Source organism: Streptomyces shenzhenensis (genome assembly GCF_021462265.1).
Taxonomy (GTDB): Bacteria; Actinomycetota; Actinomycetes; order Streptomycetales; family Streptomycetaceae; genus Streptomyces; species Streptomyces shenzhenensis.
Window position 1 is genome coordinate 1 of the sequence record NZ_JAJONF010000032.1, and the last position, 19,959, is coordinate 19,959.

At 73.5% G+C, this 19,959-nt stretch carries 18 protein-coding genes and 1 riboswitch; of the genes, 10 read left to right on the plus strand and 8 right to left on the minus strand.

From position 1 onward, the window contains the following. The first annotated feature begins 311 nt into the window (after window positions 1-311). From LQ326_RS32155 to LQ326_RS32165, 3 genes are read left to right on the plus strand one after another with little or no spacing between them, the layout of a single operon-like run. Window positions 312-1,352 (plus strand): AAA family ATPase, encoded by a 1,041-nt coding sequence (locus tag LQ326_RS32155; protein ID WP_234542575.1) that lies wholly within the window; start codon window positions 312-314, stop codon window positions 1,350-1,352. Next, complete coding sequence (locus LQ326_RS32160; protein WP_234542576.1) at window positions 1,352-2,698, plus strand: DUF58 domain-containing protein; 1,347 nt, start codon at window positions 1,352-1,354, stop codon at window positions 2,696-2,698. Before LQ326_RS32155 ends, LQ326_RS32160 begins: the two co-directional genes overlap by 1 nt. Then, window positions 2,698-5,085, plus strand: coding sequence for a transglutaminase TgpA family protein (locus tag LQ326_RS32165; RefSeq protein ID WP_234542577.1), 2,388 nt, complete (start codon window positions 2,698-2,700; stop codon window positions 5,083-5,085). Before LQ326_RS32160 ends, LQ326_RS32165 begins: the two co-directional genes overlap by 1 nt. Window positions 5,086-5,416: 331 nt before the next feature. On the opposite strand, the gene LQ326_RS32170 is transcribed toward LQ326_RS32165, so the two are convergent. The 3 genes from LQ326_RS32170 to LQ326_RS32180 form a co-directional block, all read right to left on the minus strand. After that, window positions 5,417-5,806, minus strand: coding sequence for an SCO2097 family morphological protein (locus tag LQ326_RS32170; protein ID WP_234542578.1), 390 nt, complete (start codon window positions 5,804-5,806; stop codon window positions 5,417-5,419). A gap of 277 nt (window positions 5,807-6,083) precedes the next feature. Beyond that, a complete protein-coding gene (locus LQ326_RS32175) occupies window positions 6,084-6,854 on the minus strand; it encodes a methyltransferase (protein ID WP_234542579.1) in 771 nt (256 codons plus the stop codon). 145 nt (window positions 6,855-6,999) lie between these two features. After that, window positions 7,000-7,563: an SAV_6107 family HEPN domain-containing protein gene (locus LQ326_RS32180; RefSeq protein ID WP_234542580.1), complete on the minus strand. Its 564-nt coding sequence runs from the start codon at window positions 7,561-7,563 to the stop codon at window positions 7,000-7,002. Between the two features lie 172 nt (window positions 7,564-7,735). Between LQ326_RS32180 and LQ326_RS32185 the strand changes: the two genes are divergently transcribed. The 5 genes from LQ326_RS32185 to LQ326_RS32205 all read left to right on the plus strand — a co-directional run bounded on the left by LQ326_RS32185 (window position 7,736) and on the right by LQ326_RS32205 (window position 13,786). Further along, window positions 7,736-8,479 carry an ATP-binding cassette domain-containing protein gene (locus LQ326_RS32185; protein WP_234542581.1) on the plus strand — a complete coding sequence of 248 codons (744 nt, stop codon included), beginning with the start codon at window positions 7,736-7,738 and terminating at the stop codon, window positions 8,477-8,479. Then, window positions 8,451-10,535, plus strand: coding sequence for a YhgE/Pip domain-containing protein (locus tag LQ326_RS32190; RefSeq protein WP_234542582.1), 2,085 nt, complete (start codon window positions 8,451-8,453; stop codon window positions 10,533-10,535). Before LQ326_RS32185 ends, LQ326_RS32190 begins: the two co-directional genes overlap by 29 nt. A 65-nt stretch (window positions 10,536-10,600) precedes the next feature. Beyond that, a complete protein-coding gene (locus LQ326_RS32195; protein WP_234542583.1) occupies window positions 10,601-11,227 on the plus strand; it encodes a TetR/AcrR family transcriptional regulator in 627 nt (208 codons plus the stop codon). A 382-nt stretch (window positions 11,228-11,609) separates the two neighbouring features. Then, window positions 11,610-12,224 carry a DUF4126 domain-containing protein gene (locus LQ326_RS32200; RefSeq protein WP_234542584.1) on the plus strand — a complete coding sequence of 205 codons (615 nt, stop codon included), beginning with the start codon at window positions 11,610-11,612 and terminating at the stop codon, window positions 12,222-12,224. Window positions 12,225-12,271: 47 nt separating this feature from the next. Next, window positions 12,272-13,786: a phytoene desaturase family protein gene (locus LQ326_RS32205; RefSeq protein ID WP_234542585.1), complete on the plus strand. Its 1,515-nt coding sequence runs from the start codon at window positions 12,272-12,274 to the stop codon at window positions 13,784-13,786. 28 nt (window positions 13,787-13,814) lie between these two features. On the opposite strand, the gene LQ326_RS32210 is transcribed toward LQ326_RS32205, so the two are convergent. The 5 genes from LQ326_RS32210 to LQ326_RS32230 all read right to left on the minus strand — a co-directional run bounded on the left by LQ326_RS32210 (window position 13,815) and on the right by LQ326_RS32230 (window position 18,341). Continuing rightward, on the minus strand, window positions 13,815-14,807 hold the full coding sequence (locus LQ326_RS32210) for an SCO2102 family sporulation regulator (RefSeq protein WP_234542586.1): 993 nt from the start codon (window positions 14,805-14,807) through the stop codon (window positions 13,815-13,817). A gap of 56 nt (window positions 14,808-14,863) precedes the next feature. Beyond that, window positions 14,864-15,787: a methylenetetrahydrofolate reductase [NAD(P)H] gene (metF, locus tag LQ326_RS32215; protein WP_234542587.1), complete on the minus strand. Its 924-nt coding sequence runs from the start codon at window positions 15,785-15,787 to the stop codon at window positions 14,864-14,866. Window positions 15,788-15,902: 115 nt separating this feature from the next. Beyond that, window positions 15,903-16,550, minus strand: a complete 648-nt coding sequence (gene thiE, locus LQ326_RS32220) for a thiamine phosphate synthase (protein WP_234542588.1) — start codon at window positions 16,548-16,550, stop codon at window positions 15,903-15,905. Window positions 16,551-16,583: 33 nt separating this feature from the next. Next, on the minus strand, window positions 16,584-16,949 hold the full coding sequence (locus tag LQ326_RS32225; RefSeq protein WP_234542589.1) for an Rv2175c family DNA-binding protein: 366 nt from the start codon (window positions 16,947-16,949) through the stop codon (window positions 16,584-16,586). Window positions 16,950-17,108: 159 nt separating this feature from the next. Then, window positions 17,109-18,341 carry an NAD(P)/FAD-dependent oxidoreductase gene (locus tag LQ326_RS32230; RefSeq protein ID WP_234542590.1) on the minus strand — a complete coding sequence of 411 codons (1,233 nt, stop codon included), beginning with the start codon at window positions 18,339-18,341 and terminating at the stop codon, window positions 17,109-17,111. 129 nt (window positions 18,342-18,470) lie between these two features. Next, window positions 18,471-18,582, plus strand: a riboswitch (TPP riboswitch). On the opposite strand from LQ326_RS32230, the gene thiO reads away from it, so the two are divergent. Beyond that, window positions 18,580-19,749, plus strand: a complete 1,170-nt coding sequence (gene thiO, locus LQ326_RS32235) for a glycine oxidase ThiO (protein ID WP_234542591.1) — start codon at window positions 18,580-18,582, stop codon at window positions 19,747-19,749. Its footprint overlaps the riboswitch before it by 3 nt. Further along, entirely contained in the window at window positions 19,746-19,958 is a 213-nt protein-coding gene (gene thiS, locus LQ326_RS32240) for a sulfur carrier protein ThiS (RefSeq protein WP_234542592.1), read from the plus strand. Before thiO ends, thiS begins: the two co-directional genes overlap by 4 nt. Window position 19,959: the final 1 nt, after the last annotated feature.

Below are 19,959 nucleotides of genomic sequence, written 5' to 3' on the forward strand. Positions count from 1 at the left end.
CCCCGTCACCCCGCGTCGCCCCCCGTCACCCCGCGTCGGTCCAGCACCTCGGCCCGTCGAGCGGGCCGTGCGCTCCGGAACGCGCCCGCCGTAAGCTGTCGACCCGCTGTCGAACAGGCGGCCGAAAGGCCGTAAGACCGACATAGTGCGGGCAGTTGTCCACAGGCGAGTGACACGAATCGGTAACGGCAGCAAGAATGCGGTGTGGGACGTCACGCGGAACCATTCACGCGTGGTGTCCGTGATTCGGGGTGGGCCGGTTATGCGTGACGAAGCGCCGGCCCGAGCAATAACGGGCCGAGGAGGGCCGGGTGACGACCTATGACGATCGAGCGAGCCTTAGTGATCTGACCGCCACTGTGGAGCGGGTCCGCAGTTCGGTGGAGGGTGTGATCGAGGGCAAGCCCGAGGTCGTACGGCTCTCGCTGACCGTACTGCTCGCCGAGGGGCATCTGCTGATCGAGGATGTTCCCGGCGTGGGCAAGACGATGCTGGCGAAGGCGTTGGCGCGGTCCATCGACTGCTCGGTGCGGCGCATCCAGTTCACGCCGGACCTGTTGCCTTCGGACATCACCGGTGTGTCCATCTGGGACCAGCAGCGCCGGGACTTCGAGTTCAAACCGGGCGCGATCTTCGCCCAGATCGTGATCGGCGACGAGATCAACCGGGCCTCCCCCAAGACGCAGTCCGCGCTGCTGGAGTCGATGGAGGAACGGCAGGTCACCACCGACGGGCAGACCTACGAACTGCCCAGCCCGTTCATGGTGGTGGCCACCCAGAACCCGGTCGAGATGGAGGGCACCTACCCACTGCCCGAGGCCCAGCGCGACCGCTTCATGGCCCGCGTCTCGGTGGGCTACCCCAGCGTGGAGGCCGAGTTGCAGATGCTCGACGTCCACGGCTCGGCCAACCCTCTCGACGACCTCCAGCCGGTGGCGCACGCCCATGACGTGGTGAAGCTGATCGAGGCCGTGCGCGGAGTCCATGTCGCCGCGCCGGTCCGCCGGTACGCGGTGGACCTGGTCGCCGCCACCCGCACCCACCCCGACCTCAGACTCGGCGCCTCACCGCGCGCGACGCTGCACCTGCTGCGCGCCGCGAAGGCGTCCGCCGCCCTGAGCGGCCGGGAGTACGCGCTGCCGGACGACGTGCAGACGCTCGCCGTCGCGGTGCTGGCCCACCGGCTGCTGCCCACCGCCCAGGCCCAGCTCAACCGGCGCACCGCGGAGCAGGTCGTCCAGGAGATCCTGCAGTCCACCCCGGTGCCCGCGGCCCCCCAGCAGCAGACCGGCTTCGGCGGTCTGGGCCGGGGCGTGCCGGCGTATCCCCAGCAGCCCCCGCGGAGTCTGTGATGAGCGCCCCCGCGGAGGCCGACCGCGAGGAGGCGGGCGGGATCCGCACGGCCCTGGCCGGGCTGACCACCCGCGGCCGGTCCTTCCTCGCGGCCGGCATCGCGGCGGTGATCTGCGCCTACATACTGGGCCAGGCCGATCTGCGCCGGGTCGGGCTGCTGCTCGCCGTACTGCCGCTGATCTGCGCCACCGTGCTCTACCGCACCCGCTACCGGGTGGCCGGCAGCCGCCGGCTCTCCCCCGCGCGGGTGCCGGCCGGCAGCGAGGCCCGGGTCCATCTGCGGATGGACAACGTCTCGCGGCTGCCCACCGGCCTGCTGATGCTCCAGGACCGGGTGCCCTACGTCCTCGGCCCGCGTCCCCGCTTCGTCCTGGACCGGGTGGAGCCGGGCGGCCGCCGCGAGGTGTCCTACCGGGTCCGCTCGGACCTGCGCGGCCGCTATCCGCTGGGCCCGCTCCAGCTGCGCCTGACCGACCCGTTCGGCATGTGCGAACTGACCCGTGCCTTCTCGACGTTCGACACCCTGACCGTCGTCCCGCGCGTGGAGCCGCTGCCGCCGATCCGGATCGGCGGCGAGGCCAAGGGGTACGGCGACGGGCGGCAGCGCTCGCTGGCCCTGGCCGGCGAGGACGACGTGATCCCGCGCGGCTACCGCCACGGCGACGACCTGCGCCGCGTGCACTGGCGCTCCACCGCCCGCTACGGCGAGCTGATGGTGCGCCGCGAGGAGCAGCCGCAGCGCGCCCGCTGCACGGTGCTCCTCGACACCCGGGGCGGCGCCTACGAAGGAGCGGGCCCGGACTCGGCGTTCGAATGGGCGGTGTCCGGTGCCGCCTCGGTCCTGGTCCACATGCTCGAACGCGGCTTCTCGGTCCGGCTGTTGACGGACACCGGCAGCTCGGTGCCCGGCGAGGGCGCCGACGGTTTCGCCGGCTTCGGCCAGGAGTCGGCGGAGGCGGCCGGGCTGCTGATGGACACCCTGGCCGTGATCGACCACTCGGACGGCACGGGCCTGTCCCGGGCCTACGACGTGCTGCGCGGCGGCAACGAGGGACTGCTGGTGGCCTTCCTGGGCGACCTCGACGAGGAACAGGCGACGACGGCCGCGAAGATGCGCCAGCGCAGCGGCGGCGCCGTCGCCTTCGTACTGGACCCGGACACCTGGGTCAGGGAGCCGACCGACGTGCCCGCCCCCGGCAACGCGCACGAGGAGCGGCTGCGGATGCTGCGCGAGGCGGGCTGGACGGCCGTCGGCGTGGAGCGCGGCGCCTCGGTGGCCGAGCTGTGGCGGCAGGCCGACCGGGAGCGCACGGGGCTCGCCGCGCTGGGCGGGGAGGCACGGTGATGAGCGGACGGGCCCGGCTCGCCCTCACCGCGGCCGCGGCGACGCTGATGGCGTCCTGTGCCCTGCTGCCCCTGGTCTCCCCGGTGACCTGGCTGTTCCAGGCGGCGTTCCTGGTGGCGGTCCAGACCGGCGCGGGCGCGGCCGCCCGGCGGGTGCCGCTGACCCGCCCGCTGACCGTGGCCGCGCAGGCCCTGGTCACGCTGCTGATGCTGACCCTGGTGTTCGCGCGGAGCCACGCGCTCGCCGGGGTGGTCCCCGGCCCGGACACCTTCCGGTACTTCGGCGACCTGCTCCAGCAGGGCTCGGACGACGTCAGCCGGTACTCGATACCCGCGCCGCTGACACCCGGCATCCGGCTGATGGTGATCGGCGGCGTGCTGGCCGTCGGGCTGATCGTGGACACCCTCGCGGTGACCTTCCGCAGCGCGGCCCCGGCCGGGCTGCCGCTGCTCGCGCTCTACTCGGTGGCGGCGGGCCTGTCCGACGGGCCGACCGACTGGCTGTGGTTCCTGGTGGCGGCGGCCGGCTATCTGATGCTGCTGCTCGCCGAGGGCCGGGACCGGCTCTCGCAGTGGGGCCGGGTGTTCGGCGGCGCGCCGCGCACCCCGGGCGGCCAGGAGAGCGGCGCGGTGGCCCCGGTGCGCACCGGGCGCCGGATCGGCTTCGCCGTGCTGGGCGTCGCCCTGTTCGTGCCGTTCGCGATGCCCTCGATCCAGGGCGGTCTGCTGGACGCCGCCGGGACCGGTGTCGGCATCGGCAACGGGAACGGCGGCACGATCTCCGCCGTCAACCCGCTGGTGTCGCTGCGGGACAGCCTCAACGTGGACGAGGACCGGCAGGTGCTGTCCGTGAGGACCAGCGACAACGCCGGCGTCTCCGACCTGTACCTGCGGATCGTCTCCCTGGACGACTTCGACGGAACCACCTGGAAGCCGGCCCAGCGGCACATCACCGGTGTGCCGGACAAGCTCCCGACCCCGCCCGGCCTCGGCGGTGACGTCAGGCGGACGACGGTGAAGTCGACGATCACGGCGGCCGACTGGTACGCCCAGGACTGGCTGCCGATGCCGTACCCGCCGAGCGGGGTGAAGGTGGCGGGCAGCTGGCGCTACGAGCCGGTCGGGATGACCCTGGTCGGCGACCACGGGCAGAACACGCGCGGTGAGACCTACCAGGTCACCAGCCTGGACGTGCAGCCGACGGCGGAGCAGCTGGCCGCGGCGCCGGAGCCGTCGGCGGCGATGAAGAGGGAGTACACCGAGGTGCCCTCCTCGCTGCCGTCGGTGGTGGCGAAGACGGCGCAGGAGGTCACCGCCGGTTCGACCAGCCACTACGAGGAGGCGGTCAAGCTCCAGGACTACTTCGCGGTGTCCGGCGGCTTCCAGTACGACACCCAGGTGGAGGTCGGCCGGGGCGAGGGCGCGATCGCGAACTTCCTGAAGCAGAAGCGCGGTTTCTGCGTGCACTTCTCCTTCGCGATGGCCGCGATGGCCCGGACGCTGGGCATTCCGGCCCGGGTGGCGGTGGGCTTCGCGCCGGGCACCCCGCAGGCGGACGGCACGGTGTCGGTGGGCCTGAAGGACGCGCACGCCTGGCCGGAGCTGTACTTCGAGGGCGTGGGCTGGACCCGCTTCGAGCCGACCCCGACCCGCGGCACGACGCCGTCGTACACGCTGTCGCAGACGCCCGGCTCCGCCGTGCCGGACGAGCCCCTGCCGCCCAAGGGCGCCTCGACGGGGCCGTCTGCCTCGGCCTCGCAGAGCGAGAGCTGCGCGCCGCGGCTGCGCAAGCAGGACGCCTGCTCCAGCCCGTCGGCGGCGGCCGCGGTGCGCAGCGGGGACGGCGGGCCGCCCTGGTGGCAGCTGGCCCTGTGGGCGCTCGGCGGTCTCGCCGTGGCGACGGCGCCGCTGGCGCCGATGCTGTACCGGCAGGGGGTACGGGCCGGCCGGCTCGGGGCCTACGACCGCACGCCCGCCGGCGTGGCCGTGCACACGCTGGCGGTCTGGCTGGAACTGACCGACACCGCCTGGGATTTCGGCATCCTGCCCGACGAGTCGCTGACCCCGCGCAACGCGGCCGCCCGGATCGTCCGGCTCGGCCGTCTGGATCCGGCCGCCGGGGCCTCGGTGCACCGGGTGGCGGACGCGGTCGAACAGGTGCTGTACGCGCCGCGGCCGCGGCTGACGGCGGGCCTCGCGGACGACGTCCGCAGGGTCTCAGCCGCGTTCAACGGCACGGTCGGGGGGCCCGCGCGCCTGCGGGCGCTGTTCGCTCCGCGGTCGGCCGTGCGCGCGGTGTGGGCGGCGTCGGCGGGCTGGTCCCGGCTGCGGGACCGGGCGGCCGCGCTCCGGCCGGCCCCGCGAAAGCCCTCGAGGCAGCAGGGCTGACGCTGGACGGCGCGGGGGGGGCGCTTACCGGCGCTGGCAGGGTGCCTCCCCCAGCCTTCGGCCGGGGGGACCCCCAGCGCCCACCCGTGCCGCCCCAGCGGCACGACTGCCCGCGGCTGGATGAGCTGACACGAGCGCCCGCGGCTGGGAGGAAGCGGTGGCCGGAGCGCCCCGTCAGGGGCGCGGGGAACTGCGCGATCAGCCCCCACTCACCCGCAGTGGCTCACGGCCCGCAGTAAGGTCTCCGGCTACGGCCAGCAACGCCCTGAGGGGTGACCGCCGTCGGCGGTCACCCCTCAGTCACGCTCTGTTCGGCCTCTCGGCGTAGCCGTCAGCGGCCCTGTTCGTCGCGGCGGCGCTGCCAGCGCTCCTCGATGCGGTCCATCATGGAGCGCTTCGCCCGGCCCTGGCGGCGCGCCTGCGGGCCGCCCACGGGCTGCTCACCGGGCTTGGGGGCCTTGCGCCAGCCGGTGACGGCGAGGACCGCGCAGCCCAGCATGACGAGGAAGCCCACCACGCTGACCCAGACCTGCTGAACGACCATTCCGGCGATGAGGAGCGCGATACCCACGAGGAAGCCGGCGACCGCCTGGTAGACCCGTCGCCGGGTGTACATACGCAGGCCGCTTCCCTCAAGCGCTGTCGCGAACTTGGGGTCTTCGGCGTACAGCGCTCGCTCCATCTGCTCAAGCATTCGCTGCTCGTGCTCCGAGAGCGGCACGGCGTCCTCCTCATCGTGCAGTCGCCGGGGCGACCCGGGGGGTCCCTTCAGGATAGGCAGGGAATCGCCCCCGTGAAACCCGCCCCTCTAGGCCAATTGGCCAACCGGAATCCGCCACGACAGTCCCGGCTCTCTGAAGCTTCCATTCCCCAGCAGCCGACCCGTCATGCCGGGCGATCTCCCTCGATCATACGGCGCAAACCCCTCGATCGGGGGGCCTGTGGCGTACTCCATCCGCTGTCGAGCCCCTGATCAGCGGGGTCGCCTCAGGAGGCTCTCAGACCCCGGCGGCACCCGGTGTCTCGCCGAGCACGTGCAGCTGGGTGGCGACGGAGTGGAAGGCGGGGAGCTCGGCCGCGGCGGCCTCCAGCTTGAGCAGGGCGTCGAGGGCGCCGGGCTCGGTGTCCACCAGGACGCCGGGGACCAGGTCGGCGAAGACCCGCACGCCGTGCACCGCGGCGACGGCCAGGCCCGCGCCCTCGACCAGGCCGGTGAGCTGCTCGGCGGTGAAGCGGCGCGGCATCGGGTCGCCTTCGCCCCAGCGGCCGTCGGGGTCCTCCAGGGCCTGCTTGGCCTCCTTGAAGTGGCCGGCGAGGGCGCGGGCGATCACGGCTCCGCCGAGCCCGGCGGCGAGCAGGCTGAGGACGCCCTCGGAGCGCAGCGCGGCCACCGTGTTGCGCACGCCCTCGGCCGGGTCGTCGACGTACTCCAGGACGCCGTGGCACAGCACCACGTCGTGGCCGCCGCGCTCGACCACGTCGAACAGGCCGAGGACGTCGCCCTGGACGCCCTTGACCCGGTCGGCCACGCCGGCCTCGGCGATGCGGCGCTCCAGCGCGAACAGCGCGTTCGGGCTGGGGTCGACGACGGTGACGCGGTGGCCGAGCCGGGCCAGGGGGACGGCGAAGTTGCCGCTGCCGCCCCCGGTGTCCAGGACGTCCAGCGTGTCCCGGCCGGTGGCCTTGACCCGGCGGTCGAGGGCGTCCTGGAGGACCTCCCAGACCACGGCGGTACGGAGAGAGGCGCGGGGTCGAGTGGGGTCCGGCACGGCAGTTGACTCCTCGGCGCGGCACCGCCTGTTGCCCGGCGGCGCGAACTCGGTGCCTCCCCGGCCCGAGGGTGCGGGAGGAAGGAAGGCTTCAGGCGCTCTCCACCCTATTGCCTCCGCACCCGATTGCCGCCGCCTTGCCTGGTCATCCCGCGTCGGGCAGCTCCCTCCCCGGGGTACCGGCCGCCCGGTCGCCGTCGTCCCGGCGCGCCTGTGGCAGCACCGGCTGGAGGACGAGCATCCGCTCGACGATGCGAAGGAACATCGCCACGTCGCGTATCAGGTCGTCGGCGTCCCGGCGGCCCACCGCGCCCTGGATGCCGGCCTCGGCGCGGGCCCGGCGGCCGGCGCCGGAGGCGAACAGGGCGCTCCACTCGGTGAGCTCGGGCGCGACCTCGGGGAGCACCTCCCAGGCGCTGCGGATCCGGGCCCGGTGCCGGGGCGAGGTCTCGGGGCGGGCGCGGGCGGCGAGCACGGCGGCCGCGGTGCGCAGGGCGGCCAGGTGGGCGGTCGCGTAGCGCTCGTTGGGGGTGTCGAGCAGCTCGGCCTCGTCCAGCGCGGCGCGGGCCCGGGTGAGCAGGTCGAGGGCGGCGGGCGGGGCCGTGGCCCGGCGGAGTACGGGGTGCACGTCGCTCGCCGGGCCGGTCAGTGAGGGGGCAGGGCCGGTGGGGCGGCGCCGGTGGGCGGCGGCCGCTGACGAGTTGGCCATGACGAACCTCCTGTCGTCTCAGTGACGGCGCCCTCACACGGGGTGCCGTATGTGCCCATCGTGAGGTATGGCACTGACAATCCGTTCCGACCTGGGCTTTTGCTTCGATCGCGGGTTCGAGATAGTTTTTGAACTGACCAGTCAGTCTAAAAACTATGCCGCAGGGGGAACTGTGCACGGCGTATCTGTCACAGCCGAGCACCTCGGGCTCAAGGGCCCGCGGGGCTGGGCGTTCCGGGGGGTCTCCCTGGACGCCGGGCCGGGCGCGCTGATCGCGGTGGAAGGGCCGTCCGGCTCCGGCCGCACGTGCCTGCTGCTCGCGCTCACCGGCCGGATGAAGGCCACCGAGGGCACCGCGAGCGTCGGCGGAGCCCGGCTGCCCAAGCAGCTCGGGGCCGTACGGCGGATCAGCGCGGTGGCCAACGTGGCCGGGGTCACCGACCTCGAACCCGCCCTGACCGTCGGCGAGCACCTGCGTGAACGGGCCCTGCTGCAGAGCCGGTTCGGTGACTCGCTGCGTGATCTGGTGCGGCGCCGCGGGGCACGAGCCGCCGGCGCGGGGCAACGGGTGGGCGAGGCCCTGGCCGCCGCCGGGCTCGACCTCCAGTCGCTGCCGAAGGGCGCCCGGACCGCCGTACGGGATCTGGAGCGGATCGAGGCGCTGCGGCTGTCCGTGGCGCTGGCGCTGGTGGGCAAGCCGCGGCTGCTGGCCGTGGACGACGCCGACCTGAAGCTGTCGCAGGACGAACGCAGTGAGATGCGGCAGCTGTTGGCGTCGATCGCCGCGGCCGGGACGACGGTGGTGGCGGTGTGCGGGCAGGCGCCTCCGGGGGCCCTCGTCGTACGCACCGGGAACACGGAGGCAGCACAGCGGGAGGAGGCCGGCGATGCGCTCGCCACGACTGGCCGCGCTTGAGCTCAGGCGCTTCGGACGGGGCAGGCTGCCGCGCGCGGCCCTGGTGGCCCTGCTGGTGCTGCCGCTGCTGTACGGCGCGCTGTACCTGTGGTCGTTCTGGGATCCGTACGGCCGCCTCGACCGCGTTCCCGTGGCGCTCGTGAACGACGACAGGGGGGCGACGGCGAGCGGCCGGCGGATCACCGCGGGCGACGACATCGTCGCCGGGCTCAGGGACAGCAGGTCCTTCGACTGGCACGAGGTGAGCGCCGCCGAGGCCCGCCGCGGCGTCGAGAACGGCACGTACTACCTGTCGCTGACCATGCCCGCCGACTTCAGCGCGCGCATCGCCTCCAGCGCGGGCGACTCCCCGCAGACCGGAGCGCTGCAGGTGCGCACCAACGACGCGAACAACTACATCGTCGGACAGATCTCCCGCACGGTCTTCAACGAGGTGCGTTCGGCCGCGTCCGCCAAGGCGTCCCGGTCCTTCCTGGACCGGATCTTCATCTCGTTCTCCGACCTCCATGGGCAGACCGCGCGGGCCGCCGAGGGCGCCGACACGCTCGCCGGCGGCATCGGGAAGGCCGAACAGGGGTCGAAGGACCTCGCGGACGGCCTGTCGGACGCCAAGACCGGCAGCGGGAAGCTCGCCGGCGGGATCAGGAAGCTGGACGCGGGCGCGGGGACGCTGGAGGACGGCTCCCGGCAGGTCGCGGACGGCACCCAGGTACTGGCGGACCAGGTCAACGGCGTCTACGGCAAGGTCGGACCGTACCTGGCGAAGAACGAGAAGACCATCGGTGACACGGCCCGGCTGGTCGCCGACTCGGCGCGCACCGTACGCGGCAACCTGGGCGTCCTGGTGAAGACCGCCCCGGCGGCCGCGAGGACCGCGCACACGGCCGCGGACACCCTGGACGAGATCTACGCGACGCGCTGCCCGGCCCAGCAGCCGGCCGACCCGGTCTGCCCCGACCTGAAGAAGGCCAGGGACGCCGCCGCCGACGTGGCGTCGGTCGCCGACGACCTGAACAGGCTGATCGCCGACCAGAACGGCGACCTGAGCACGCTCGACCACAACCTCCGCACGCTCCAGACGCAGGCCCAGGCCCTCGCCGACCGCGCCCCGCGCCTGTCCGAGGACGTCGCCGGCGCCGCCAAGAAGATCAACAAGCTGAACGACGGCGCGGCCCGGGTCGCCGCGGGCGCGGCGCAGCTGCACACCGGCCTCGGCACGGCCACCACCGGCGCCACCGGCCTCGACGCGGGCCTGGGCAGGCTCAGGACCGGCGCGTACGACCTCGACGGCGGGCTCTACAAGCTCGTCGACGGCTCCGACACCCTCGCCGGCGGCCTGCACGACGGCGCGCGCAGGATCCCCGACTACGACAAGCAGGAGCGCGACCGGCGCACCGGGGTCATGGCCGACCCGGTGCAGCTCGCCTCCCAGGACCTGCACAAGGCGCCCAACTACGGTACCGGCTTCGCCCCTTACTTCATCCCGCTCTCCCTGTGGGTCGGCGCGATGGTGGCCTACATGCTGATCCAGCCGCTCAACCGGCGTGCCCTGGCGGCCGGTTCGGCGGCCTGGCGGATCGCGCTGGCCGGCTGGCTGCCCGTGGTCGCGGTCGGGGTGCTGCAGACGGCGGCCCTGATGGCCGTGCTGCACTGGGCGATCGGGCTCCAGATGGTCCGCGCGGCCGGCACGGTCGGGTTCCTGTTCCTGGTGGCGGCCTGCTTCGGGGCGATCGTGCAGTGGCTGAACGCGCGCTTCGGGGCGGCGGGGCGGATCCTGGTCCTCGCCCTGCTGATGCTCCAGCTGACGTCGGCGGGCGGCACGTATCCCGTGCAGACCAGTCCGGGCTTCTTCAACTGGATCCACCCGTTCCTGCCGATGAGCTACGTCGTGGCGGCACTGCGGCGGCTGATCACCGGCGGCGGGCTGGGACCGGTGTGGCAGGCCTGCGCCGTCCTGGTGGCGTTCACGGCGGGCGCCCTGGCGCTCACCGCCCTTTCGGCCCGGCGCCGCCAGGTGTGGACGCTGGACCGCCTGCATCCCGAGCTGAGTCTGTGAGGCCCGCCGCCATGCCCTCCTCCTCCGTGCCCGCGCGGGCCGCCGTTCCTGTGAGAATCGGGACCATGGAAAGCAGCAGCACCACGGGCGGCGGCACACGCCGTGAGGCCACCCGGCAGAAGCTCTACGAGGCCGCCGTCACGCTCATCGCCGAGCAGGGGTTCTCCGCCACCACGGTGGACGAGATCGCCGAACGGGCGGGCGTCGCGAAGGGCACCGTCTACTACAACTTCGCGAGCAAGTCGGTCCTCTTCGAGGAGCTGCTGCGGCACGGCGTGGGCCTCCTCACCGCCTCCCTGAGAGAGGCCGCCGAGCAGACCGCGCGGGAGGACGGCAGCCGGGTCGACGCCCTGGACGCGATGGTCCGCGCGGGCCTCGTCTTCATCGACCGCTACCCGGCCTTCACGCAGCTCTACGTGGCGGAGCTGTGGCGCACCAACCGGGCCTGGCAGTCGACGCTGATGGTGGTCCGGCAGCAGGCCGTCGCGGTCGTCGAGGGCGTACTGCGCGAGGGGGTGGACAACGGCGAGTTCAGCGACGAGATCGACATCCAGCTGACGGCGGCCGCGCTGGTCGGGATGGTGCTGGTGGCGGCCCTGGACTGGAAGTCCTTCCAGCCCGAGCGCTCCCTGGACGACGTCCACGCGGCCCTGTCCCGGCTGCTGCAGGGGCGGGTGAGCGGCAAAGGCTGAGCCCCGGCCGGCCCGCACGCGCGTGTGGGCGGCGAAAAGCGCCGGTCCGTGGTGGCCGCGTCCCCCGCGGGCCGCCGTCGGACCGGCGCCTTTCGCGCACCCCGTTTCCCCCGGGCCCCCTCTCCCCGGCTCCCCCGTGCTCCCCCGTGTCTCGCTTCCGCCGACGCGAATCGGCGGAAGGAGCGGTCAAGGCGCGATCGCCGTTCCGCCGCCCCGTGTCGGCGGTGCCGTGCCCCGCGCCCCTCTCCGTGTCTCCACTCTCCCGTTCACGCAGGTCGCCGCCCATCCGCGCGCGTACTCAACTCGCCCCTTAGGTACGCGTACTCAGGTGCGCGCGCACCGGCCCAGGACGTACGGCCGCCGACTGGTTACGATCTCGTCCGTGTCGGTACTCCCCTTGGTCTTCACCAGCGGCTGGGCCAGCGGAATCAACGCGTACGCGGTGGTGCTGCTGCTCGGCCTCTTCGGCGCGACGGGCCTGAGCGACGACGTCCCCGAGACGCTGCAGCGCCCCGAGGTGCTGATCGTCGCGGGCGCGCTGTTCCTGTGCGAGGCGGTGGCCGACAAGATCCCGTACGTCGACTCGGTGTGGGACTCCGTGCACACGGTGATCCGCCCGCTGGCGGGCGCCTGGGTCGGGGCGCTGCTCGCCGGGCACAGCGGCTCGCTCCCCGACGTGGCGGCCGGGCTGGTCGGCGGTTCCACGGCGCTGGCCAGCCACGCCGTGAAGGCCGGTACCCGGATGGCGATCAACACCTCGCCGGAGCCGGTCAGCAACATCGTGGTGAGCCTGGCGGAGGATCTCGGGGTCGCCGGGATCGTGACGTTCGCCATGTTCCATCCGCTGGCGGCGGCGATCGTCGCGGCGGTGCTGCTGGCGACCGGCCTGATCGTGCTGGTGTTCCTGATCTCGCGGATCCGGCGGTTCTGGCGCCGCCGCGCCCAGCGCCGGGAGGAACGGCGGCTCGCGGCGCAGGCGGGCCGGCCACCGGGCTGACGGCCCGCCGCGCGGGACTGTCGGCGGCGGTGGATAAAGTCGCGGGCATGGGACGGATTGCGGTGATCGGCGCCGGGATGGGCGCCATGGCGGCGGCCGCCCGGCTGGCCGTCGCGGGCCACCGGGTGACGGTGTACGAGCGTACGGAGACCTACGGCGGCCGGGTGCGCCGGTTCGAGCGCGACGGGTTCGCCTTCGACACCGGACCCGGGCTGCTGCCGCTGCCCGCCGTCTACCGCGATCTGTTCGTCAAGACCGGCAAGGAGCCGCTGGAGTCCTGCGTCGAACTGGTCCAGGTGGATCCGTCGGAGCGGCACGTCTTCGCGGACGGCACGGCGGTGTCCTTGCCGAACGCGTCCCGCGCGGGCGTCGTCGCCGCCCTGGACGAGGCCCTCGGCTCCGGCGCCGGGCAGCGCTGGGGCGACTTCCTGGTGCGGGCCCGGGAGGCCTGGGACCGCACCCGGCGCCCGCTCCTGGAGGAGCCGCTGTGGCCGAACTGGCAGGTGCTGGCCGAGCGCGAGCCGTACCCGTCGGTCCCGCACAGAAAGCTGCTGCGCACCCGCCGGGCCACCACCCTCGCCGAGATCGGCGCGTGGGAACTGCGCGACGAGCGGCTGGCCGCCCTGCTGAACAGCCACGCGCTCGCGTACGGCCTCAACCCCCGTGACACGCCGGCGAGCGCGGCCGTGCTGCCGTACCTGGAGCACGCCTTCGGCACCTGGTACGTGCGCGGTGGCCTACGGGAGTTGGCGCGTGCGGTCTACGAGCGGTGCGTGCAGCGGCGGGTGGAGTTCGTGTTCGGTGCCGAGGTCACGGCGGTGCTGGCGAAGGACGGCCGCGCGACGGGGGTGGAGCTCGCCGACGGCGGTGTGGTCGACGCGGACCATGTGGTGGCCGGAGTGGATCCGGTACGGCTCGAGACCCTCACCCGGCTGACGGGGTGCCGGCTGGACGCCGAGGGTGATGTGCGGGCCGGCCCGGAGTCGGCGCGCCCGGGCCGCCTCACCGTGCTGCTCGCGCTCCGTGGCGGGCCGGAGGCCGGCACCGTCCACCGCACGGTCGTGCACGCGCCGGACGACGAGACCGAGTTGGACCTGCTGACCGCGCCCGGCGGCGACCGGCCGGTGCGCCCCACCGTGACGGTGCTGCGCCCCGACGACCCGGCGCTCAGACCGGACGACGACCACGAGTCCGTGGTGGTGTCGGCGGTGCTGTCGAGGGACGCCGGCTGGGAGAAGGACAGCACGGTCCAGGCCTGCACGGACCTTCTCCTGGAGGCCGCCGAAGCCGCCGTCCCAGGACTGCGGCAGCGCCTGATCTGGCACGAGACGCAGCTGCCCGAACCCACCGCGGGCGCCCCGGGACCTGAGGAGATCCCGGCTCCCGCCCTCGCTGCCGGCAAGGGCCGCTTCCTGCACCCGGCCAACACCACCCGGCTCCCCGGGCTGTACCGGGTGGGCGGCTGGTCGCATCCCGGTGGCGGCCTACCGCATGCCGGCATGTCGGGGGCGCTGGTGGCCGGACTGATCGTGGAGGGGCCGGAGTTCCGCGGCTCGCAGTGAGCCAGGTCCCTTCGGGGACGCCTCGCCCTCAGAAGCGGTACTGCTGCTCGTCGTACCCGTTGCCCTGCTGCTGCCCCTGCCCGTCGCCCTGATAGGGGTACGGCTGCTCCTGCGGGAGTTCGCCGCCGTACGTCTCGTCGGCGCGCTGCTGCGGGACCCAGACCCCGCCGGCCGGGGTCTCCGCGTAGCCGCCGTTGCCGTACTGGCCCTGGGCGTACCCCTGCTGGTCGTACTGCTGGGTGCCGTACGACGACTGGTCGTACCCGGCGCCGCCGTAGGTCTGGTCGCCGATGTACGGGTCGGAGTAGTTGGCGTACTGCTGCTGGCCGCCGCTCGTGTCGTAGCCGTACTGCTGCTGGCCGTAACCCGAGTAGTCGTAGGCATAGTTCTGGTCGGTGCCCTGGGCGGCGTACGCCTGGTCCTGGCCGGCGGTCGCGTAGGCGGCGGCCTGCTGGTCGCCGGTGGCGGCGTAGCCGGAGCCGCGGTAGACGCCGTAGGAGCCGGTGTCGTCGGGCATCGGCTGCGGCTCGTACACCGCGGTGGACTCGGCCGCGCCGGGCTCCATGGTGCGGGCCGCCGGGGTGAAGACGTCGTCACGGTCGTAGTCGTCGTTGCCGTAGGACGGCGTGCCGTTCGTGGCGTAGGCGCTCTGCTGCTCGGCGTAGGCGGCGTCGGCCGCGTCCGGGTCGGTGGCCTCAAGGCCCCGGTCCTCTTCCGGCTCACCGCGGCGGCGCCTGATCAGGCCGCCGCCGTCACCCTCCGCGCCGGGACGCTTGACCGCCCAGCCCGCCTCGAAGCCGCGGCGGAACGACAGCGTGACGTAGGTCTGGCCGACCGCGAAGGCGATCGCGCCCACACCGATGACGATCACGGACGGGATCAGGACACCGAAGACGACGCCGAGGAAGCCGCCGAAGGCGAGCAGGCGCCAGCGCAGCCGCGCCTTGTACTGCAGCAGGACCTCGCCGAGCAACCACAGTGCGACGACGCCGAACGCTACGTAGAGGACCGTCCAGCCCATGTACGCCCCTCCTCCAGTGACCGCTACGCAGTGTGTCGTACTCCGGTGCGGCCGGTCTAGGCCTGCGGGGGATGGTGCAGGCCCAGGTTCTCGTAGATCTCCAGCGTCGCCGTGGAGTTGTTCAGCGTGATGAAGTGCAGTCCGGGCACTCCCTCGGACAACAGCCGGGCGCAGAACTCCGTGGCGTGTTCGATGCCAATGGAGCGTACCGCCGCCGGATCGTCTTTGGCTGCGAGGATCCGCTCTTTCAGGGCGTCCGGGAAGGTCGCGTTGCTGAGTTTGGGCAGCCGTTCCAGCATCTTCACACTGGTGACCGGCAGAATTTCCGGGATCACCGGGGTCTCGCAGCCGGCCGCGGCGACCGAGTCCCGAAGCCGGAGGTACGGCTCGGGCCGGAAGAACATCTGCGTGATGGCGTAGTCGGCGCCCGCGCGGCACTTGTCGACGAAGTGCCGGATGTCGGTGTCCCAGTCGTCGGAGCGCGGGTGCATCTCCGGGAAGGCGGCGACGCCCACGCAGAAGTCACCCGACTCCTTGATGAGCCGGACGAGTTCGGCCGCGTAGGTCAGCCCTCGCGGGTGCGCCACCCACTCGCCCATCGGGTCGCCGGGCGGGTCGCCGCGCACCGCGAGCATGTTGCGGATCCCGGCGTCCGCGTACTGGCCGATGATGTTGCGCAGTTCGGCCAGCGAGTGGTCGACCGCGGTGAGGTGCGCGACCGGGGTGAGCGTGGTGTCGGCGACGATCTGCTGGGTCTCCTTGACCGTGCCCGCGCGGGTGGAGCCGCCCGCGCCGTAGGTCACGGAGACGAAGTCGGGGGCGACCGCCTCGACCCGCCGGAGCGCGCTCCACAGGTTCCGCTCACCCTTGGGGGTCTTCGGCGCCGAGAACTCGAACGAGTACGTGGCCTTGCCGGTGGCGAGCATGTCACGCACAGTGCGTGCGCGGTCAGTCCTGGTGGATGCGGTTCCGAGGGCCATACCCGCAGGTTAGTCAGGCGCGGACGGCCACCCAACCGAACTCGTAATATTTGCCCGAATTGTCGATCTCATGTCCGCATACTGGACAAGTTTCCGGACAGCGGCCTCCTGCTCGTCACCGCGAGCGCAGCCGCTCGGCGAACTCGGCCGCCACCGCGCCCGGGTCGTCGGCCGCGGTGAGCGCGCGGACCACGACCACCCGGCGGGCACCCGCGTCCAGCACCTGGTCGAGGTTGCCGAGGTCGATGCCGCCGATGGCGAACCAGGGGCGGTCGGTGCCCAGGGCGGCGGTGTGGCGCACCAGGCCGAGGCCGGGGGCGGGACGGCCGGGCTTGGTGGGGGTCGGCCAGCAGGGGCCGGTGCAGAAGTAGTCCACACCGTCCTGCACGGCGGCCGCGGCTGCCTCGGACTCGGCGTGCGTGGAGCGGCCGATCAGGACGTCCGGGCCGAGAATCGCACGGGCGGCCGACACCGGCAGGTCGCCCTGGCCCAGGTGGAGCACGTCGGCCCCGGCCGCGTGGGCCACGTCGGCGCGGTCGTTGACCGCGAGCAGCTTGCCGTGCCGGGCGCAGGCGTCGGCGAACACGGCGAGGTGCTCCAGCTCCTCGCCGGCCTCCATGCCCTTGTCGCGCAGCTGCACGATGTCGACACCGCCCACGAGGACCGCGTCCAGGAACCCGGCAAGGTCGCCCTGCTCCTTACGGGCGTCCGTGCACAGGTAGAGCCGGGCATCGGCCAGCTGGGCGCGGGCGGTGTCGGACATCGTTCTTCCCCCGTTGTGTCGGTACTGGCTGCCTCAGACGGCGAGCGCCTGGGCGCGGCGCTTCACCTCCGTGCCGCGATTCTCGCTGAGTGCCTGCGCGGGGGTGCCGGGCAGGGTGGCGTCGGGGGTGAAGAGCCACTCCAGCATCTCTTCGTCCGTGAAGCCGTCGTCCCGCAGGAGCGTCAGGGTCCCGGACAGGCCCTTGACGACCTTGTCCTCGTCGATGAAGGCGGCGGGGACGTGCAGCGCCCTGTTCTCACCGCGGCGCACGGCGATGAGCTGGCCCTCCTTGACCAGCTGCCGCACGCGCGTCACCTCGACGTCCATCATTTCCGCGATGTCGGGGAGGGTGAGCCAGGCGGGCACGAGAGCATCGATCTTTACGTCAATCTCGGTCACGGGATCTAGGGTATGCGCTCCGCCAGGGGGGCCGCGATGGTAATGCCGGGAGGGTCGTCGTCCGGGTGCACCGCCGTAGGGGCTGGTCGAGCCCACGCGGCGGAGCCGCACATGTCACAGCCCCGCGCCCCTTTGGGGCGCGTTTCCCTCGGGGAGCTTTCAGGAAGTCGTGGCGTTCTTGAGCGGATTCCCCGGATCGGACAGCGCCTCCGGGTCCATGGGGCGCCCTGCCTCGATCAGGCGGCGGCCCTGGGCCAGGTCCCGGGGGCGGCCTACCGCCAACAGGGCTACCAGGCGGGTCTCGCGCAGCCAGCAGACGCTCCAGGACGGGCCGGCCGGGTCGCCGCGCCAGATCAGGCGGTCGGCCGCGGCGTGGTGGCCGGCGTACTGGACGAAGCGGCCGAACTGCTCGGACCAGAAGTACGGGACCGGGTCGTAGACGGCGTCGGTCTCGCCGAGGATGTTGGCCGCGACCGTGCGCGGGCCCTGCAGGGCGTTGTCCCAGTGGTGGATCAGCAGGCGCTCGCCGTAGCGGCCGGACGGGAAGGAGGCGCAGTCGCCGACCGCGTAGACGTCGGGTGCGGTGGTGCGCAGCCGGTTGTCGGCGAGCACCTCGCGGTGCGCGCCCAGCTCGATGCCGGAGCCGGTCAGCCAGGCGGTGGCCGGGCGGGCGCCGATGCCGACCACGACGGCGCCCGCGGGCAGCCGGGAGCCGTCGTCGAGCACCACCGCGCCGGGCTCGACGTGCGCCACGCGCGCGTGGGTGCGCAGTGCGGTACCGCTGTCCGCGTACCAGGCGGCCATCGGCGCGGCGACCTCGGCGGGCAGCGCTCCCGCGAGCGGGCGGTCGGCGGCCTCCACGACGGTCACCGCGCAGCCGGCCTCGCGGGCCGCGGTGGCGAACTCGGCGCCGATCCAGCCCGCGCCGACGACCACGACGTCGTGCTGCCGGGCGAGCACGGGCCGCAGCCGCTCGGCGTCGTCCAGGGTGCGCAGCAGATGGACGCCGGGCACGCCCTCGGTGCCGGGCAGCGTGATCGGCTCGGCACCGGTGGCGAGGACCAGGACGTCGTACGGCACCGGTCCGGCCTCGGTGTCCAGCTCGTGGTCGGCGGTGCGCACGCCCAGCGCCTCGCGGCCCAGCACCAGCTCGATGCCGAGCGCCTCGAAGTCGACCTCGAAGGCGGACCCCTCCGACTTGCCGAGCAGCACGGCCTTGGAGAGCGGCGGCCGGTCGTACGGCTGGTGCGGCTCGGCGCCGATCAGCGTGACGGTGCCGGTGAACCCCTGCTCGCGCAGGGCGACGGCGGTCTGCACCCCGGCCATGCCCGCGCCCACGACGACCACGCGCCGCGTCTGTGACGTGCCCCGTCGCTGCGTCTGCTCGCTCACCTGATCACCATAGACAAGAACGATAGACAACTGACAGAGAGTCAGTCAGGGGTCGTGGCGAGTGACCTGTTCCACAGCGCCGTCCGAGGCCGTCTTACGAGGGCGCAGCCGCGCGGGCTAGGGTGGCGGGGAAGCACACGCGGGAGCCCGGACGCACCGGGCTGAGAGGGAGGCTGGCGGCCTCCGACCGTACGAACCTGATCCGGGTCATGCCGGCGAAGGGAGGGGCTGGACGCCCATGTCCTCACGTACGTCCGACGTCCTCGTCATCGGGGGCGGGATCATCGGCCTGGTCACGGCCTGGCGAGCGGCTCAGCGCGGGCTCACCGTCGCCGTGGTCGACCCCGGGCCCGGCGGCGGGGCCGCGCAGGTCGCGGCCGGGATGCTGGCCGCGGTCACCGAACTGCACTACGGCGAGCAGACCCTGCTGGGGCTCAACCTGGCCTCCGCGCGCCGCTATCCCGGCTTCGCCGCCGAGCTGACCGAGCTCACCGGCCACGACCTCGGCTACCGGTGCTGCGGCACCCTCGCGGTCGCCCTGGACGCCGACGACCGGGCGCATCTGCGCGAGCTGCACGCCCTCCAGCAGCGGTCGGGCCTGGAGTCCGAGTGGCTGTCGGGGCGGGAGTGCCGGCGCCTTGAGCCGATGCTCGCGCCGGGCGTGCGCGGCGGGCTGCGGGTCGACGGCGACCACCAGATCGACCCGCGCCGGCTGGCGGGGGCGCTGGTGGCCGCGTGCGAGCGGGCCGGGGTGGTGTTCCACCGCGACTGGGCGGAGCGCCTGGAGGTGGTACGGGAGCGGGCCGCCGGTGTACTCACCCGCGCGGGCGAGGCGCTGGGCGCGGACCAGGTGGTGCTCGCCGGCGGGAGCCTCAGCGGGCAGCTGGCGGGCGTGCCCGAGGACGTGCTGCCGCCGGTGCGGCCGGTGAAGGGGCAGGTGCTGCGGCTGACCGTGCCCGCGCGGTACGCGCCGTTCCTCAGCCGGACCGTACGGGCCGTGGTGCGCGGCGGGAACGTCTACCTGGTGCCCCGGGAGAACGGCGAGCTGGTCGTCGGCGCGACCAGCGAGGAGCTCGGCTGGGACACCACGGTGACGGCGGGCGGCGTGTACGAGCTGCTGCGCGACGCGCACGAGCTGGTGCCCGGGATCACCGAGCTGCCCCTGACCGAGACCCGGGCCGGACTGCGCCCCGGCACCCCCGACAACGCGCCGCTGCTCGGGCCGACCCGCCTCGACGGGCTGCTGCTGGCCACCGGCCACTACCGCAACGGGGTGCTGCTCACACCGGTCACGGGGGACGTGATGGCGGAGCTGCTGGCCGGCGGCGAGCTGCCGCAGGAGGCCCGTCCGTTCACACCGGCACGGTTCGGCACCGTCGCCGCCGCACTCGTGGAGCAGACCGCATGAACACCTCCGTCACCGTCTCCGTCAACGGGGAGCGCCGGGAGATCGCCCCGGGCACCGCTCTCGACACCCTCGTACGGTCCCTCACGGCCGCGCCGTCCGGGGTGGCCGCGGCCGTCAACGAGACCGTCGTACCGCGCGGGCAGTGGGCGGCGACCGGGCTCGCCGAAGGCGACCGCGTGGAAGTTCTCACCGCCGTGCAGGGAGGCTGAG